Raw genomic sequence first — 15,980 nt, 5'->3', positions numbered from 1 at the left:
ATCAGGCTGCCGTGCGATCAACGTGGCCCTGGTCCGAGACCGGCATAGAGGCCGTAGCCGAACCACTCGGTCGCGTTGCCGAGCGAGGCGTAGGGCCCGCGGTCAAGTTCTCCGGCTCGCGTCCTCAGACCCCCTGGTGTCCGCGAGCGAAAACCACGAGGATGGGGCCATGAGCGAATCGACATCAGACACTTCTTCCCAGCCAACCATGCGAGCCATCAGCCAGGACGAGCTCGGAGGTCCCGAGGTCCTCCACGAGGTACAGCTGCCCATCCCGAAGCCCGGTCCGTCGCAGATCCTCATCCGCGTCCATGCTGCCGGAATGAACCCGACGGATTGGAAGCACCGAGGCCATCGCGCATTTCTGCCGGCACCTCCATTCGTGCTCGGCTGGGATGTATCTGGCGTCGTCGAGCAGGTGGGCGTCGGCGTCACCCTGTTCGAACCCGGCGATGAGGTCTTCGGCATGCTTCCCTACCCATTCGGGGTGGGCGCCCATGCCGAGTACGCTCTCGCACCGACCCGTGCCTTCGTCCCGAAGCCGAAGGACATCGACCATGTGCAGGCCGCAGCGATTCCCCTTGCAGCACTGACCGCGTGGCAGGCTCTCGTCGACACCGCCGAGGTGGGCGAGGGTGACCGCGTCCTCATCCATGCCGCAGCCGGGGGAGTGGGCCATCTGGCCGTGCAGATCGCAAAGGCCCGCGGCGCCCACGTGATCGGCACCGCGAGTGCCCCGAAGCACGACTTCGTCCGTGGCCTGGGTGCCGACGAGATGATCGACTACCGCGAGGTCGACTTCGCCGAGACCGCCCATGACATCGACATCGTCCTCGACACGATCGGAGGGGAGTATCAGCCGCGCTCGCTGCAGACCATGAAGTCCGGCGGCATCCTGGTCTCGACGATTCCGATTCCGATGGAGGGAATGGCGGAGCGGGCGGCTGCGCAGGGAATGCGCATCGAGAACATCCTCGTCGAGGCCGACCACGCCGGGATGCTCGCCATCGCCGAGCTTGTCGAATCCGGACAGCTGAGCGCGACGATCGCGAATACCTTCCCCTTGGCCGATGCGGCCGCGGCCCACGAGCAGCTGCAGACCAACCGGACTGCAGGCAAACTCGTCCTCACGGTGGTCTGAGCGGCCCCGACTGCAGACGGACCACACCGCAATCGGCCGTAGCCACCATCGAGTTCGGCACAACCACTATCGAGTCCGAAGAGGAGTGAGCATGTCCGAGGCACCGAGACCAGCCCTGGCGACACTTCGCCACGAGCGATTCTGGGACGAGGAGTGGGTCTATGAGCGCAAGCTCGACGGACAGCGCTGCTTGGCGGTTCGCGACGGAGGAAGGACACCGCACCTGTACTCCCGCAACGGTCGAGACGATTCCGCGACGTTCCCTGAGGTCGTCACCGCCCTCACACAGCAGGCAGGTGGATCCTATGTCATCGACGGTGAGATCGTGGCGTTCGACGGGGCTGCGACCAGCTTCTCCCGACTGCAGCCTCGGATCAATCTCACTGATCCCACCGACATCGAGAACTCGGGAATTGCGGTCTGCTTCTACGTCTTCGACCTCCTCGAGCTTGAGGGCGAAGATCTCAAGGACAGGCCGCTGGTCGAACGGAAGAAGAAGCTCTTCGACCTCGTCGACTGGACCGATCCGCTGCGCTGGACACCGCATCGCAATCGGGGCGATGAGGACTGGTTCCGCGAAATCTGTGGCAGAGGATGGGAGGGCCTCATCGCCAAACGGCGCGATTCGACTTATCCCTCCGGCCGGACGCCGGACTGGCTGAAGTTCAAATGCGAGGCGGGCCAGGAGCTTGTCATCGTCGGGTTCACCGAGCCGCAGGGGCAGAGGGTCGGACTGGGCGCGCTCATGCTCGGCTACTACGACTATTCGGAGGACACGAAGGATCTCGTGTACGCGGGAAAGGTGGGGACCGGGTTCAGCGAGGACGACCTCGGCGAACTGCATGAGATGCTCAGGGCAATCGAGATCCCGGACTCCGCGTGCACCAAAGGCCGCATACCCCGCGAGGGGCACTGGGTGGAACCAGAACACGTCGCCGAGGTGGCCTTCACCGAATGGACGGCGGAGAATCAGCTCCGCCACCCCAGATACCTCGGACTGAGAAACGACAAACGGGCGGAAGACGTCGTCAAGGAGGCATGATGAGTTCGTCAGCGGAAGTCGCAGGAGTTCCGATCGACAAGGCCGACAAAGAGATGTTCGGCCCTGACGACGGAGGGCCGATCACCAAGGTGGACCTGGCGAAGTACTACTCGGACGTCGCCGAGGTGATGCTGCCCCACACCCGAGACCGCCCCATTTCGATGCAGCGGTTTCCCGACGGAATCGCCGCGGAGTCGTTCTATGAGAAGAAGTACCCCGATCATTTCCCCGACTTCGTCGAAGCAGTGAGGGTCGCAACGCAGGACGGTGACCAGGACCAGGTGATGATCAACAATGCCCAGAGTCTGGTCTACCTCGCCGACCAGGCCAGCATCACACCGCATACCTGGTTGGCCACCTCGGCGGATCTCGACCATCCGGATCAGCTCATCGTCGATCTCGATCCCTCTGTTCCGGGAATCGACGCGGTGCGAAAGGCGACGGTGATGGTGGGCGAGCTGATGGAGGAGCTGGGCCTGAGGGCATTCGTCAAGACCACCGGCTCCCGCGGATATCATGTGCAGGTTCCGCTGATCGTCGATCACGACTTCGACGAGGTGCGCGACTTCGCGCGGAACTGCGCAAGGGCGCTCGTCGATCGGGATCCGGAGCTGCTGACGATCGAGGCGAGGAAGAACAAGCGCGGGAACCGGGTGCTTATCGACATCGCACGCAATGCCTACGCCCAGACGGCCGTACCGCCCTATGCTGTGAGGTCGCGTCCCGGAGCTCCGGTCGCCGCACCGATCACCTGGGACGAACTGTCGTCGACAGATCCCCGGGACTACACGATGACCTCGGTGCGCAATCGACTGGCCCAACGCGACGATCCGTGGGCCGGCATCGCCCGCCACCGACAGGGCATCGATCAGGCGATGGAGACGCTGGCCAAGCTCTGAGCGCTCGCCGCTGGGCCGCTGTCAGCACCGAGGTCGGCATTCAGATGTCGTCGTTGCCTCTGCCGCTGAGCACGGATTCGTTCTGTGTCGACGTGGGTTTGCGGCGTCGGTCGGCACCGGAGTCATCGACCTTGACGAGCAGCCAGTTGGCCGGATCTCCATTCAACTTCGTCTGCGTCAGCGCGAACGCGCCGCTGAGCTTCTCACCATGCAGGTCGACAACGAGGTGGCCGTCGTCGAGGCCCTGTGATGCGCTCACGCTGTCACCGTCGATCTCAGTGGCGTTGGCAAAGGTTCCGGTGTCCCAGACGATCACCGTTCCGGCACCGTAGCCCTCGCCGATGCGACCTTCGAAGTCCGCGTAGTCGAGGGGATGATCTTCGGTCCGATGGGCCAGGCGCTTCGTCGAGGGATCGAGCGAGGGGCCTTTCGGGACGGCCCAGGAGACCAGGACTCCGTCGATCTCGAGTCGGAAGTCGAAGTGCAGATTCGTCGCCTCGTGGCGTTGGATGACGAAGACCGGCTCTTCGGCCTTGCCTCTCTTCCCGGTTGTCGACGCATCGCCCGACGGTTCGGAAGCAGACGCATCACCCATGGGCTCGGAGGTGTTCGAGCTCCGTCGCTTGTCCCGGTATTCCCTGAGGTCGTGTTTGGCCATCGTGGGCCTCCTGATGAAGGACGACATATCCGTGCGGTTGAATGCATTGTCGCACGGGACCGGGCGCAGGTACAGGTCCGGATGCGAACACGGCTCGCCGGGCGAATCACCCGTGTCCGTCAATGCCTCAGCTGCCGACAGACTTCCGGCGGATGCCCCGGGCGAGAGCGATATCACGGCGTCTGGAGCGCCTGACAGGCACCGCCCGGGTTTCTCAGGCCCTAGACTGGACCGCTGCGAATTCTGACACAACGATCGATGGCAGCATGCGGCCCCACCTCGGGCAAGGGATGCAGTGGAGCCCGAAAGGCAGCAGACACATGGACGAGACAACCGAGCAACCCCGATCAACGCGGCAGGACTCACCACCGACGACGGCAGATCAAGCCTCCGATATGAGCACCGAAACGAGTCCGCGCAGCCGCATCGATTTCCCCGTGGCAGGGGCCAGCGTCGGGATCCTCGCCGCGTTCGTCGTTGTGGCGCTCATCATTCCGGACACGGTGTCGTCGTGGGTCGGCACCGCCTTCTCCATATGCGCGAACATCTTCGGCATGTATTGGCAGATCCTCCTGCTGGCGACGTTCCTCATCGCTCTCGTCCTCATCTTCACCCCATGGGCCAAGGCACGATTGGGCAACCAGGAACGTCCGGATTTCGGCCGCTTCAGCTGGATCGCGATGATCATGACGACGCTGCTGGCGGCCGGGGGAGTGTTCTGGGCAGCGGCCGAACCGATGTATCACTACGCCACAGCGCCGCCGTACTTCACCAATGACGGCCACAGCGGGTTCGACGCTGTGGCCGCCGCTCTGGCCACTAGTTTCATCGACTGGGGCTTCCTCGCCTGGGCGATTCTGGGATCACTGGGTGCCATCGTCATGATGCGTGCCGCAGAGAAGGGCATGCCCCTGCGTCCGCGCAGTCTCCTCTACCCGGTGCTGGGCAAGCGCGCCGCAACCGGTCCGCTTGCCGCCGTCGTCGACGTGGTGTGCGTCATCTCGGTGGCCGCAGGCACGATCGGCCCTGTCGGATTCTTAGGAATGCAGGTCACCTACGGGCTGAATTCTCTGTTCGGCATCCCCGACACCTATCCGGTTCAGCTGCTCGTGATCGCCGTGCTCACCGCAGTCGCCGGCGTCAGTGTATTCTCCGGCGTCAGTCGCGGGGTCCGATTCCTCAGCAGCGCCAATGTCTGGATGGCACTTGCGCTCATGGCTGCGGTCCTCGTGCTCGGCTCAGCCTGGTTCGTCGCCAAGAGCTACTTCAGCGGCTTCGGTCTGTATATGACTGACTTCTTCAGCATGACGCTCTATCGCGGCGACACGGAATGGCTCTCGGGCTGGACGGTGTTCTTCTTCGGGTGGTTCCTCGGCTATGCACCGCTGATGGCGATCTTCATCGCCCGCATCTCGAAGGGGCGCACCGTGAGGGACCTGCTCATCAGCACCACGATCCTCCCTCCCATTGCCACGACCATGTGGTTCACCGTGCTCGGCGGCACAGGCATCTACCTCGAACGGCAGTCGGCCGGATCCATCTCCGGCCCGCTGATGGATGGGGGACTGCCGGCCGCGGTCATGGCCATCAGCGACAAACTGCCGTTGTCGACGGTCATCGGCATCGGTTTCCTCATCCTGACGATGACCTTCGTGGCCACGACCACAGACTCGATGTCGTTTGCGATGTCGCAGTCGTGCATGACAAGCGGAGTGCCCTCACCGAAGCTGCGGGCGATTTGGGCGGTGCTCATCGGTGTCACGGCTGCCGTGCTCATCAGCTTGGGCGATGGCGGTGTCGACGCACTGCAGTCGGCGATCGTCATCACCGCTGTGCCGGTGGCCTTCGTCATGCTTCCGTCGCTGTTCGCTGCTCCGATCTACGTGAGGCAGATGGCGAAGGAGCAGAAGGTGGCCTGAGGCGGTGGGCCTCAGCTCTGAGGCTGTGCTCCGTGCTCGTCGAGCCAGATCCAGCCTTCAGGCAGCGGGGCCCAGGCGGCGACCTCGCGGCCGGTCTTGGAGCTGTCGGCGAGGACGACCACTGTCCGAGCGCGTTCGGAGATGAGCTCCTTGGTGCGAGCCTCGTCCAAGGTGGGCTCGCCCAAGCCTCTCTCCGCATCCACCGCGTCGGCACCCAGCAGCGCCAGGTCGACGTGGATGCGGCTCAGGGCATGATCGCTCAAGGCCCCTGTCGTCCCGTGTGACTTGGCCGAGACCCGGCCCCCGATCATGACCACTTCGGGTCCTGCCGGGTGGGCGAGGGCCAGAGCGACCTCGAGCCCGCGTGTGTAGACGGTGAGGTCGCCGCGCTCACGGATGCGTTGGGCGACCCGGACCGCGGTGGAACCCGCGTCGAGGAAGACCGTGCGCACACTCTGATCGCCGAGGTAGTCCATCGCGGCCGCGGCGATCTCATCCTTGGCCTCGGCGTTGGCTTCCATCCGCTGTCCCAGCGGCGGTTCGACGTAGCCGCTCGCGGTGGCACCGCCGATGGTGCGGATGATCTCACCGGTCTCCGACATCTCACGCAGATCCCGTCGGATCGTCGACTCCGAGGTCTCCAGCTCCGAGGCCAGACGCGCGATGGTCCACGATCCGGTCGTCAGCAGGGCGTGGATGTCGGCACGGCGCTTCTGCGTGCCCGTGCGAATCGCCATGTGTCGCTCCGTTTCTCTGCTGAGCCCATGCTGGGACCGACAGGTCGATTGGCCGCCTGCTCGGGTTGTCGGTTGGTCGGCTGACAGAATCCTACTTCGGCAGGTACTCCGCGCGGATGCCGTCGACGAACGGAGCGTAGCCGATCGCCGCGGTATAGGCCGAGCGCATCGTGCCCGCATCGGCGATGCCCTGACCTGCGATGTCGAAGGCCGTGCCGTGGTCGACCGAGGTCCGCAGGATCGGCAGCCCGACGGTCACCGAGATCGTGCCGTCGAAGTCGAAGGTCTTCGAGGCGATGTGCCCCTGGTCGTGGTACTGGGAGAGGATCCCGTCGTATCGACCAGTCAGACCCTGGTGGAAGACCGAGTCCGCTGGGATCGGACCGGTCACCTCGAGCCCCGAGTCGACGACGCGATCGACAGCGGGGCGCAGGATCTCGATCTCCTCGTCTCCGAAGGCCCCGTTCTCGCCACCGTGCGGGTTGAGCGCGGCGACGGCCAACCTCGGTGAGGCGACACCGTAGAGCTGCAGGGCACGGTGGGCACGTTCGATCGAGTCGACCTGGGTGTCGACGGTGAGGGCGTCGATGGCCTTGCGCAGCGACATGTGGCGGGTGGCGAAGAAGACCTGAAGCTTGTGCTCAGGCACTTTCGTGTTCTCGACGACGAACATCGTGTCCTGCTTGGTCACGCCGGTGAGTTCGCCGAGCATCTCCGTGTGGCCCAGATGTTTGGAGCCGGATTTCCACACGGCCTCCTTGTTGATGGGGCCGGTGACGATGCCGGCGATCTCACGATTCATCGCTGCCTTCGTGGCCACCTCGATGGCGGTCACGGCAGCTTGACCTGCGCGAGCGTCGACAACGCCCCAATCAGGCAGGTCGTCTCCGAGTACGCCGATGTCGAAGACGTCGATGACGCCCTGGCCGGCCGAAGGGACCGACCAGTCGGTGATCGCTCGCAGTTCGACATCGAGGCCGAGGACCTTCACGGCCCGCCTCATCACGGCCAGATCGGCCACGGCGACACCGTGCTGGTCGTTCCGGCCGGAGAATTCGGCGAGCACCGAGGCGGTGATCTCGGGGCCGATGCCCACCGGGTCGCCCACGGTCATGGCAAGTACGGGTGCGGTCATGTCGTTCTCCTCAATGTTGGGTTCTCGGATCGAGTGATGCGCGTGTGCGCAGAGATTCGAGACCTCATGCGCTCTTCTTTCCGGCGGCCTGGATGAGATGGTCGAGGCAGAGGACTCCGGTGCCGGCGTCGCCGATGAGTCCGCCCTTCGTCACGATCGGCAGTCCGGAGGCGGTCCCGCCGACGATGCGTCCGCCCACGGCCAGGGGAACGATCTCACGGTCGATCTCCATGCCGAGTGCTCCCAGTTCTGCCAGCACCGCAGCGGTGACGTCCCCGCCGGTGGTGTAGAGGCCGGTGACAGCGATCGAGGCCATCACCTCGGCGGTGATCTGGGCGAGCCTGCGGGGGATGGACTCGGACTGTTCGTCGGTGAGCTCGAGCAGATCGGCGGCATCGACGACGGTGGCGACGATGACGGCTCTCACCGCATCGGCCTGTGACTCGCCAGCCCGCGCCGAGGCGGCGGTGCGGACCCGCTCGAGTGTGGCCCGCACATCGGGCAGATCGTCGGCATCGAGTGCCGCCCGCACCACGGTGATCGTGGGGTCCTCGTTGAGTTTCGCCAGCTGGGTGCGAGTGATCTCGGTCGCCGATCCGGAGACCCCGAAGATCGCTCCGGTCTTTCGAGGCGGCAGGAGCACCCGGGCCAGTGCGAGGCTGCCCGGCCCCGGGTCGATGCACACCCAGTCGATCGTCTCCTCCCGGCCGATGTCGACGACCGCCCGGGCGACGAGGTCGATGTGCTCGTTGTTGAGCGCATCGGCGACGATGACATCCGCGCCTGCAGCGACCGCAGCGATGACGTCGGAGCGGATCGCATCGTGGCCGGCAAGCACTGTCGAGAGTTCGACGGTGTGGCACTGCAGATCGGTGTTCTCCTGCACGATGTCGGCGACCACGGAGGTTCGCATGGGGGAGCGGACGTCATTGCGCAGCTCGGTGTCTTCGAGCAGCCGGCCGTTGAGCAGCTGTCGACCGCCGACGGTGACCCGTCCCGAGGCGGGGAAGGCGGGAATGCACAGTCCCATCACTCGACCCGGCCCCGTACTGGAGGTCAGGTTCCGGCGGGCACGCAGAGCAGCCTCGGCGGTGGGTCCGACATTGCCTCGCAGGGTCGTGTCGATGCGGCAGGCAACGAGATCGATGTCGCTGGTGATGCCGATGAGCGATTCGGTGAGCTCAGCGGCCTTCTCCGGTGGCAGGTGCCGGGAGTCGGCATTGAGTACGACGGCGTCGTAGTCGTCGAGGAGGTCATCGAGGTTGACCTTCGCGGACTGGCTCGTCCCGGTCACGGTGATGGTCCGTAGCCCCGCCTCGGCGAAGAGGGCTCCGCAGGCGTTGCCGCCGGTGAGGTCGTCGGCGACGATGAGGATCCGTGGGCTGTCCTGGCTCATACGATCAAGTCGAGCACGAACAGCAGCGGAATGGAACCTGCCCACACGGCAGTGGTGATGCCCGACCAGCCCTTGATGGCATTCATGCCGTCGAGGCCGGTGAAGCGGGTGACGACCCAGAAGTACGAGTCGTTGAAGTAGGAGAAGACCATCGATCCGGCGGTGCAGGCCATCACGGCGACCAGCGGGCTCAGACCCAGTGGTGCGATGAGTGGGGCGGTGACCGAAGCCGCGGTGATCATTGCGACCGTGCCCGATCCCTGCGCGATGCGCACGAGGGAAGCGATGACGAAGGGGACGAGGAACGCGGGCAGGCTGATCGAAGCGATCGCCTCGGCCAGGGCGTCGCCGACTCCCGATTCGGTCAGCACCATGCCGAAGGCGCCACCGGCACCGGTGATGAGGAGGATGAGTCCCGCGGAGGCTGCGCCGTCGGCCAGCCAGTTCTGCACCTTGTTGCGTGGGGTCATGCGGGGCAGCAGGGTGTAGACGGCGAGGATGAGGCCGATCATGAGTGCGATGACGGGGTTGCCGAGGAACGCCAGCGGTGCGACCCAGGCCGAGGGCTCGTAGGTATCGCCGGAGAGTTCGCCCTGAGCGCTCTTGTCGATCGCCGTCGACACGGTGTTCCCGACAATGAGCAGCAGCGGAACGATGAGCGGGAGGAACCCGAGGAAGGCTCCCGGATTCTTCGTCGCACCTGTTTCGTTGTTGCCGGCTTCGGTGCTGCCGCCTGCGGCGGAGGTGGCTGTGTTCGTCGAGTCGTCTGATTTGCTTGCAGTGGTTGCGGCATCCGCATCTTCACCGGTCATTGTGGCAACGTTGCCGTGTTCAGTTCGGTCGCCTCCGCCCTCGACGGCATGTCCTCCCGCCGAGGCGGCCGTGACCGAGCCGTACACGTCGTGCTTGACGGCAGCGTTGAGGACGGGTTCGAGCTTCGGGCCGATCCAACGGGCGTAGATGACGACGACCGGCAGGAGAAGGACCGTGAAGATGACACCGGTGAGGATGACCGAGCCGATGTCGGCGCCGAGGATGCCCGTGGCAGCCAGTGGCCCCGGTGTCGGCGGCACCATGTGGTGGGTCAGCGTCATGCCGCAGCCCAGCGCCAGTGCGAGGGTGACATAGCCACCGCGCTTGACGCGGGCGATCGAGCGGGCCAGCGGGTTCATGATCACGTAGCCGGAGTCGCAGAAGACCGGGATGGACACGAGAGAGCCGACGGTGCCCATGGCCCAGGCCTCGCGCCCGTCGCCGAAGGCACGCAGGAAGGCACGGGCCAGTGAGTCCGCTGCGCCGGAGACTTCGAGGATCTTGCCGATCCCCACACCCAGGCCGATGACGATGCCGATGCTGGCAAGCGTGTTGCCGAAGCCGGTGGTGATGGCGTCGACGATCGAGAGCAGGTCCTGGCCGGCGACGATGCCGGTGACGACCGATGCCGCCAGAAGTGCGATGAAGGCGTCGAGGCGGGTCGCCAGGACGATGACGACGATCGTCGCGATCCCGGCGATGAGCGCCAGAATGAGTTGCAGATCCATAAGATCCTCCGCAGTGAGGCCGACTCAGTCAACGAGCCGGGGTTGAACCGGTCCGACTCGCGGTGAGCCGGTTTGAAGACATGCGACTGTCTGTGCGCCGCATACGAAGTTGAACAGCATGAGCAAGTATTGCCCATAATTGCGTAACTATGCAATGTACAGCTCGCGAGGTGAGGCGGCTCGTTGGCCCGGCGTGGCTGATGGGCCCCGCCGGTGAATCGACATTCGCGGCTCATCGATCCGCCAACGGTCGGTAACCGGTGGTCGCCCCAGGCTCGTTCTTCGACCACCGTTGACCGACCGTTGGCCGTGACCGCCCGCAATTGCAGAGGTCGCTGTACATCCGACTGTCGCAAGGCCCTCCGGTTCTCCGTGACGGGGCCGGGTCGAAGCCCGTTGTTATATACCCTCAAGGGGTATACGGTGACGGTATGGGAGCACAGCACGAGCATGAGAATCACACCGGTTACTCCGACGTCGACGAGCATATGAACCACGATGCTCATCGCAGTCACGCTGACCGTGAACTGCGCAACGTGCACCCGGGGCATGATGACCACGCCGCACACTCGGGCCACGACGACCACGCGGGTCATTCGGGCCACGGCGACCACGTCGCTCAATTCCGCCGCCTCTTCTGGGTCATGCTCATCTTCGCGATCCCGGTCATCGCCTTCAGCCCGATGTTCGGCCACCTCGTCGGCTACGAAGTTCCCGAGATCGGCATCCTCGGCTGGCTGCGGTGGCTCTCGCCGATACTCGGCACCATCATGTACTTCTGGGGCGGCAAGCCGTTCCTGACCGGCGGTCTGAGCGAGTTGAAGGACCGCAATCCGGGCATGATGCTCCTCATCGCCCTGGCCATCACCGTCGCCTTCCTCTCCTCCTGGGGATCCTCACTCGGAGTCCTCGACGCCGAACTCGACTTCTGGTGGGAGCTGGCACTCCTCGTCGTCATCATGCTCGCCGGGCACTGGCTGGAGATGCGGTCCCTGGCACAGACCACCTCGGCACTGGACAGCCTGGCGGCGCTGCTGCCCGATCAGGCAGAGACGATCGTCGACGGTGAAGCTGTGATGGTCGACCCCGCCGACCTCAAGCTCGGCGACACTGTCATCGTCCGCCCCGGTGCGGCTGTCCCTGCTGATGGCCGCGTCATCGACGGTTCGGCCAGCATGGATGAGTCCATGGTCACGGGGGAATCGACGACCGTTCGTCGCGGGGTCGGCGATACCGTGGTGGCAGGCACCGTCGCCACCGACTCCGGGCTGCGCCTCGAAATCACTGCCACCGGCGATGACACTGCGCTGGCTGGCATCCAGAAGCTGGTCTCCGAGGCACAGAACTCGACATCGCGAGCACAGCGCATCGCCGATAGGGCCTCGGCCTGGCTGTTCTGGTTCGCACTCGGCGCCGCCGTCATCACCGCGATCGTCTGGACTCTGGTGGGAATGCCGGACTCGGCGGTCGTGCGCACGATCACCGTCCTCGTCATCGCCTGTCCCCACGCTTTGGGCCTGGCCATCCCGCTCGTCGTATCCATTGCCACCGAGCGTGCGGCCCGCGGCGGTGTCCTCATCAAGGACCGGCTGGCGCTGGAGACGATGCGCACAGTCGATTCCGTGCTCTTCGACAAGACCGGCACCCTGACCAAGGGCGAACCGAGCGTCACGGCGGTTGAGGTCACGACTGAGAACAGCACAGAGGATGAGATCCTCGCACTCGCCGCAGCCGCCGAGTCAGGCAGTGAGCATCCTCTGGCCCGAGCCATTGTCCGCGCCGCAGAAGACCGTGGACTCGAGATCCCGGCGGCAACGAACTTCTCCTCGTCACCAGCGGTCGGAGTCAATGCTGAGGTCAACGGCGCGGAGGTGGCCGTGGGTGGGCCCTATCTGCTCAGCAAGCACGGCGTGAAGGAAGCTCGGATCGCCGCGCAGTGGAGCAGCGAGGGTGCCATCATCCTCCACGTCCTTCGTGGTGGAAGCGTCATCGGTGCGCTGAGGCTGGCCGATGAGATCCGCCCCGAATCCCGCGAAGCCGTCGATGCGCTGCACAGGCGTGGTGCACAGGTGGTCATGATCACCGGTGACGCCGAGGCGGTTGCGCAGTCCGTGGCCGCCGAGCTCGGCATCGATCGAGTATTTGCCGGAGTCCACCCTGCCGACAAGGCTGCGAAGGTCGCCGAGCTGCAGGGAGAAGGTCGCAAGGTTGCGATGGTCGGCGACGGAGTCAACGATGCGCCGGCCTTGGCCGCCGCAGATGTCGGCATCGCCATCGGTGCCGGAACCGATGTGGCCATCGGCTCGGCTGGAGTCATCCTGGCCTCGGATGACCCGAGGTCCGTGCTCTCAGTCATCGAACTCTCCCGAGCGACGTTCAGGAAGATGAAGCAGAACCTGTGGTGGGCCGCCGGCTACAACATCATCTCGGTCCCACTCGCCGCCGGCGTCCTGGCACCCATCGGGTTCGTGCTGCCGATGAGCGTCGGGGCGATCCTCATGTCGATCTCCACGATCGTGGTCGCACTCAACGCTCAGCTGCTGCGGCGGTTGGACCTGCGACCGGAGGCATCGGCGTCAGCCGCACAGTGAGCGAACTGTTCGGCCGGCGCGACGGTTCGCGACTCGAATTCGGGGGCGACTCCAGCTTGGGGAAGACGCCATCTCGGGGGAGAGGCCCGTCGCGAAAAAGGCCTTGGCAGGAACCGTAGTTCCTGCCAAGGCCTCTGTCTGAGCGGTGGGATTACCGCGTTAGGGTCTGATCTGTCGTGCTGGTTCCGATTCCCAGGGTCACCTGCGTTCCCCATGGATCGGAGAGGCGGACCGAGCGACCGTCGTCGGCGAAGTCCATCTTCCGTGCTTTCAGGCGAGCGACGAGCGCGTCGAGGTCCTCGCGGCCCGGCACGGTGATGGCGACATCGCCGAGGCCGAGGCTTGCTGCGCGTGGTCCGGCACCGCGGCTGTTCCAGGTGTTCATCGCAACGTGGTGGTGGTATGCACCGGCCGAGGCGAAGAGGACGCCTGGCATCGAGGCCAGCGTCGGTTCGAAGCCGAGTGCGTCGACGTAGAACTTGCGTGCGGTGGGCACGTCGCCGACCTGCAGGTGGACGTGGCCGATGATGCCCGGCAGGGTGTTGGCCTGTGACAGTGTCTGCTCGTCGAGGTGCTCGGCGAGGAAGGCGTTCGGGTCGAGGTAGATCGTGTCCATGCGGACCTCACCATCGGCAGAGTGCTTCCACTCCGAGCGGTCGCGGTCGACGTAGAGTTCGATGCCGTTGCCTTCTGGGTCGGTGAAGTAGAAGGCCTCGCTGACGAGGTGGTCGCTCGAACCGACGAACTGGCTGTTTGTGTTCTGCGCAGCATGGGCGACAGTTGCGGCCAGGGACGCCTGGTTCTCGAACAGGAAGGCAGTGTGGAAGAGACCCGCCTGGGTGCGGTCGACGCCGGGCAGGTTGGGTGTGGCGACGAGCTTGACCAGGGGGGTGGTGCCGCGGCCGAGTACACGGTGGATCTCGTTGCCGCGCTCCACCTCTTCGAGAGGTTCCATCGCGAGGGCGTTGGAGTAGTAGGTCGACATCTTCTCGAGATCGCCTACGCGCAGGGTGACGGCGTCCATTCCGGTGGCTGCGCTGAGCAGGGTGTCGTTGACGACAGGCGACGCGGTAGCGGATGCTGTGGTGTTCTCGGTGACGGTCATGTCGCCCTCCTGGGTGAGCAATGCTTGCGATCTAAGTAGTTTAACGTTCAACTACCACTGTACAGAGGTATAACCGAGAGCACAAGGCGAATATTCCCGGCCATCAGTTCAGACGCTCGAGCGTTACAGCGGCACTGCGTGATATGACAGAACGAACGGCTGACTGCGGATGCCGAAGACCTCCGTGGCCGACTTCAAGGGAGATGATGGCATGAATGGCGCCGAGAGCCTGCTGGAGACACTGGGTCACAACGGAATCGAGGTCTGCTTCGCCAACCCTGGCACCTCGGAGATGCACTTCGTCGCAGCCTTGGATCGACAGCCCCACGTCCGTGGCGTGCTCGGTCTTTTCGAGGGCGTCGTCACCGGGGCTGCGGACGGCTACTCGAGGATGCTCGACAAACCCGCGGCCACCCTGCTGCATCTGGGGCCAGGGGCCGCCAACGGTCTCTCCAGTCTTCACAACGCTCTGCGTGCCCGGGCTTCGATGGTCAACATCATCGGCGACCATGCCGGCTACCACCGCAGCCTCGACGCACCGCTGACCTCTGACATCGAAGGTGCCGTGCGGCCCTTCAGCAACTGGGTGCGCACCTCGCCCTCGGCGAACTCGATCGCCAAGGACGCCGCCGACGCCATCGGGTACAGCCTCTCCGGGCAGATCAGCTCGCTCATCCTCCCCGCCGACACCGCATGGAACACCGCCGATGAGTACACCCAACCCGTGAACGCGGTCGCGTCTACTCCGATAGCCATCGATCCCGCCGAGGTTGCCGCCAGTGCCGCACGACTGCGGGCCTCCGGTCGGAGAACGGCCATCCTCCTCGGCGGGCGTGCCCTGCGTTCGGCTCAGCTGGAGACGGCGGCTCAGATCGCCGAGGCCACCGGTGCCACACTGCTGGCTGAAACCTTTGCCGCCCGGACTGAACGTGGGGCCGGGCGCCCCGCGGTGACGAAGATTCCCTACCCTGTCGAGCCGTCGGTGGAGCTGCTGAAGGACTTCGATGCTCTCATCCTCATTGATGCGAAGCCGCCTGTGGCTTTCTTCGCCTACCCCGACAAGCCAAGCGTGCTCACTGCCCCTGGCACCACTTTCTTCACCCTCAGCCCCATCGGCGCCGATTCCTCAGAGGCTCTCGAAGCCCTGCGCGAATGCGTGGGTGTGGGTCCAAGCAGCCGTGGGTCGGGCTCGTCCGATATTGCGCATTCGGCCGACCTCGAACTCGTCCGATCCACTCACCGGGCCGAATTCGCCCCGGCGCAGATGCCCAGCGGAACCATCACCGTGGGCAAACTCGCCGCCTGGCTCTCGGGCGCGATCCCAGAGAATGCGATCGTCCTCGACGAATCCATCACCACGGGACGAGACTTCTACGATCAGACCGCTGGATCGCATCCGCATGACTACCTCGGCGGCACCGGTGGGTCCATCGGCTGGGCACTTCCCGTCGGCGTCGGCGCTGCGATCTCCAGTCCTGACAGGAAGGTCATCGTCTTGGAGTCCGACGGTTCGGGCATGTACAACCCGCAGGCGCTGTGGACCTATGCACGGGAGCAGCTCGACGTCGTCGTTCTCATCTTTGCCAATCGGAAGTATCAGATTCTGCGCAATGAGATGTCCAACGTCGGCGTCCCCGACTTCGGGCCAAAGGCCGAATCACTGCTCGACATCGGCAACCCCGCCATCGACTGGGTCTCCCTCTCCCACGGCATGGGGGTGCCGGCAAGTCGGGTCGAGACCATCGAGGAGCTCGACCGCGACTTCCGTGCAGGCCTGGCCGATTCGGGACCACGGCTCATCGAGGTCCTCGTCTGA

General features: G+C 64.9%; 12 protein-coding genes. 6 read left to right on the top strand and 6 right to left on the bottom strand.

Features of this window, described 5'->3' with window-relative positions:
• Window positions 1-169: 169 nt before the first annotated feature.
• The 3 genes from BAUR9175_RS06955 (at window position 170) to ligD (BAUR9175_RS06945) (ending at window position 3,082) form a co-directional block, all read left to right on the top strand.
• Complete coding sequence (locus tag BAUR9175_RS06955) at window positions 170-1,141, top strand: NADP-dependent oxidoreductase (protein ID WP_009884757.1); 972 nt, start codon at window positions 170-172, stop codon at window positions 1,139-1,141.
• Window positions 1,142-1,232: 91 nt separating this feature from the next.
• Window positions 1,233-2,183 (top strand): non-homologous end-joining DNA ligase, encoded by a 951-nt coding sequence (gene ligD / locus BAUR9175_RS06950; RefSeq protein WP_009884758.1) that lies wholly within the window; start codon window positions 1,233-1,235, stop codon window positions 2,181-2,183.
• Complete coding sequence (gene ligD / locus BAUR9175_RS06945) at window positions 2,180-3,082, top strand: non-homologous end-joining DNA ligase (protein WP_029417597.1); 903 nt, start codon at window positions 2,180-2,182, stop codon at window positions 3,080-3,082. The genes ligD (BAUR9175_RS06950) and ligD (BAUR9175_RS06945) overlap by 4 nt, the downstream gene beginning before the upstream one ends.
• Before the next feature lie 40 nt (window positions 3,083-3,122).
• Here ligD (BAUR9175_RS06945) and BAUR9175_RS06940 read toward each other — a convergent pair whose 3' ends face one another.
• Window positions 3,123-3,740, bottom strand: coding sequence for a DNA polymerase ligase N-terminal domain-containing protein (locus BAUR9175_RS06940; protein WP_009884760.1), 618 nt, complete (start codon window positions 3,738-3,740; stop codon window positions 3,123-3,125).
• 395 nt (window positions 3,741-4,135) lie between these two features.
• Between BAUR9175_RS06940 and BAUR9175_RS06935 the strand changes: the two genes are divergently transcribed.
• On the top strand, window positions 4,136-5,659 hold the full coding sequence (locus tag BAUR9175_RS06935; RefSeq protein ID WP_101583338.1) for a BCCT family transporter: 1,524 nt from the start codon (window positions 4,136-4,138) through the stop codon (window positions 5,657-5,659).
• 11 nt (window positions 5,660-5,670) lie between these two features.
• Here the strand turns inward: BAUR9175_RS06935 and BAUR9175_RS06930 are convergent, their stop codons facing one another.
• From BAUR9175_RS06930 to BAUR9175_RS06915, 4 genes are all read right to left on the bottom strand, one after another.
• Window positions 5,671-6,396 (bottom strand): DeoR/GlpR family DNA-binding transcription regulator, encoded by a 726-nt coding sequence (locus BAUR9175_RS06930; RefSeq protein WP_009884762.1) that lies wholly within the window; start codon window positions 6,394-6,396, stop codon window positions 5,671-5,673.
• Between the two features lie 91 nt (window positions 6,397-6,487).
• A complete protein-coding gene (pdxA, locus tag BAUR9175_RS06925; protein ID WP_009884763.1) occupies window positions 6,488-7,531 on the bottom strand; it encodes a 4-hydroxythreonine-4-phosphate dehydrogenase PdxA in 1,044 nt (347 codons plus the stop codon).
• 64 nt (window positions 7,532-7,595) lie between these two features.
• Complete coding sequence (locus tag BAUR9175_RS06920; RefSeq protein WP_009884764.1) at window positions 7,596-8,927, bottom strand: four-carbon acid sugar kinase family protein; 1,332 nt, start codon at window positions 8,925-8,927, stop codon at window positions 7,596-7,598.
• Window positions 8,924-10,468, bottom strand: a complete 1,545-nt coding sequence (locus BAUR9175_RS06915) for a GntP family permease (RefSeq protein WP_009884765.1) — start codon at window positions 10,466-10,468, stop codon at window positions 8,924-8,926. Before BAUR9175_RS06915 ends, BAUR9175_RS06920 begins: the two co-directional genes overlap by 4 nt.
• A gap of 431 nt (window positions 10,469-10,899) precedes the next feature.
• On the opposite strand from BAUR9175_RS06915, the gene BAUR9175_RS06910 reads away from it, so the two are divergent.
• On the top strand, window positions 10,900-13,059 hold the full coding sequence (locus BAUR9175_RS06910; protein WP_101583337.1) for a heavy metal translocating P-type ATPase: 2,160 nt from the start codon (window positions 10,900-10,902) through the stop codon (window positions 13,057-13,059).
• Between the two features lie 151 nt (window positions 13,060-13,210).
• On the opposite strand, the gene BAUR9175_RS06905 is transcribed toward BAUR9175_RS06910, so the two are convergent.
• Complete coding sequence (locus BAUR9175_RS06905; RefSeq protein ID WP_101556654.1) at window positions 13,211-14,164, bottom strand: VOC family protein; 954 nt, start codon at window positions 14,162-14,164, stop codon at window positions 13,211-13,213.
• Window positions 14,165-14,333: 169 nt separating this feature from the next.
• Here BAUR9175_RS06905 and BAUR9175_RS06900 point away from each other — a divergent pair, with 169 nt between their 5' ends.
• Window positions 14,334-15,980 (top strand): acetolactate synthase large subunit, encoded by a 1,647-nt coding sequence (locus tag BAUR9175_RS06900; protein ID WP_226838829.1) that lies wholly within the window; start codon window positions 14,334-14,336, stop codon window positions 15,978-15,980.

This window comes from Brevibacterium aurantiacum, assembly GCF_900169065.1.
Lineage (GTDB): Bacteria > Actinomycetota > Actinomycetes > Actinomycetales > Brevibacteriaceae > Brevibacterium > Brevibacterium aurantiacum.
The sequence above is the reverse complement of the archived record's forward strand: the minus strand, read 5'-3'. Positions and strand labels throughout refer to the sequence as shown.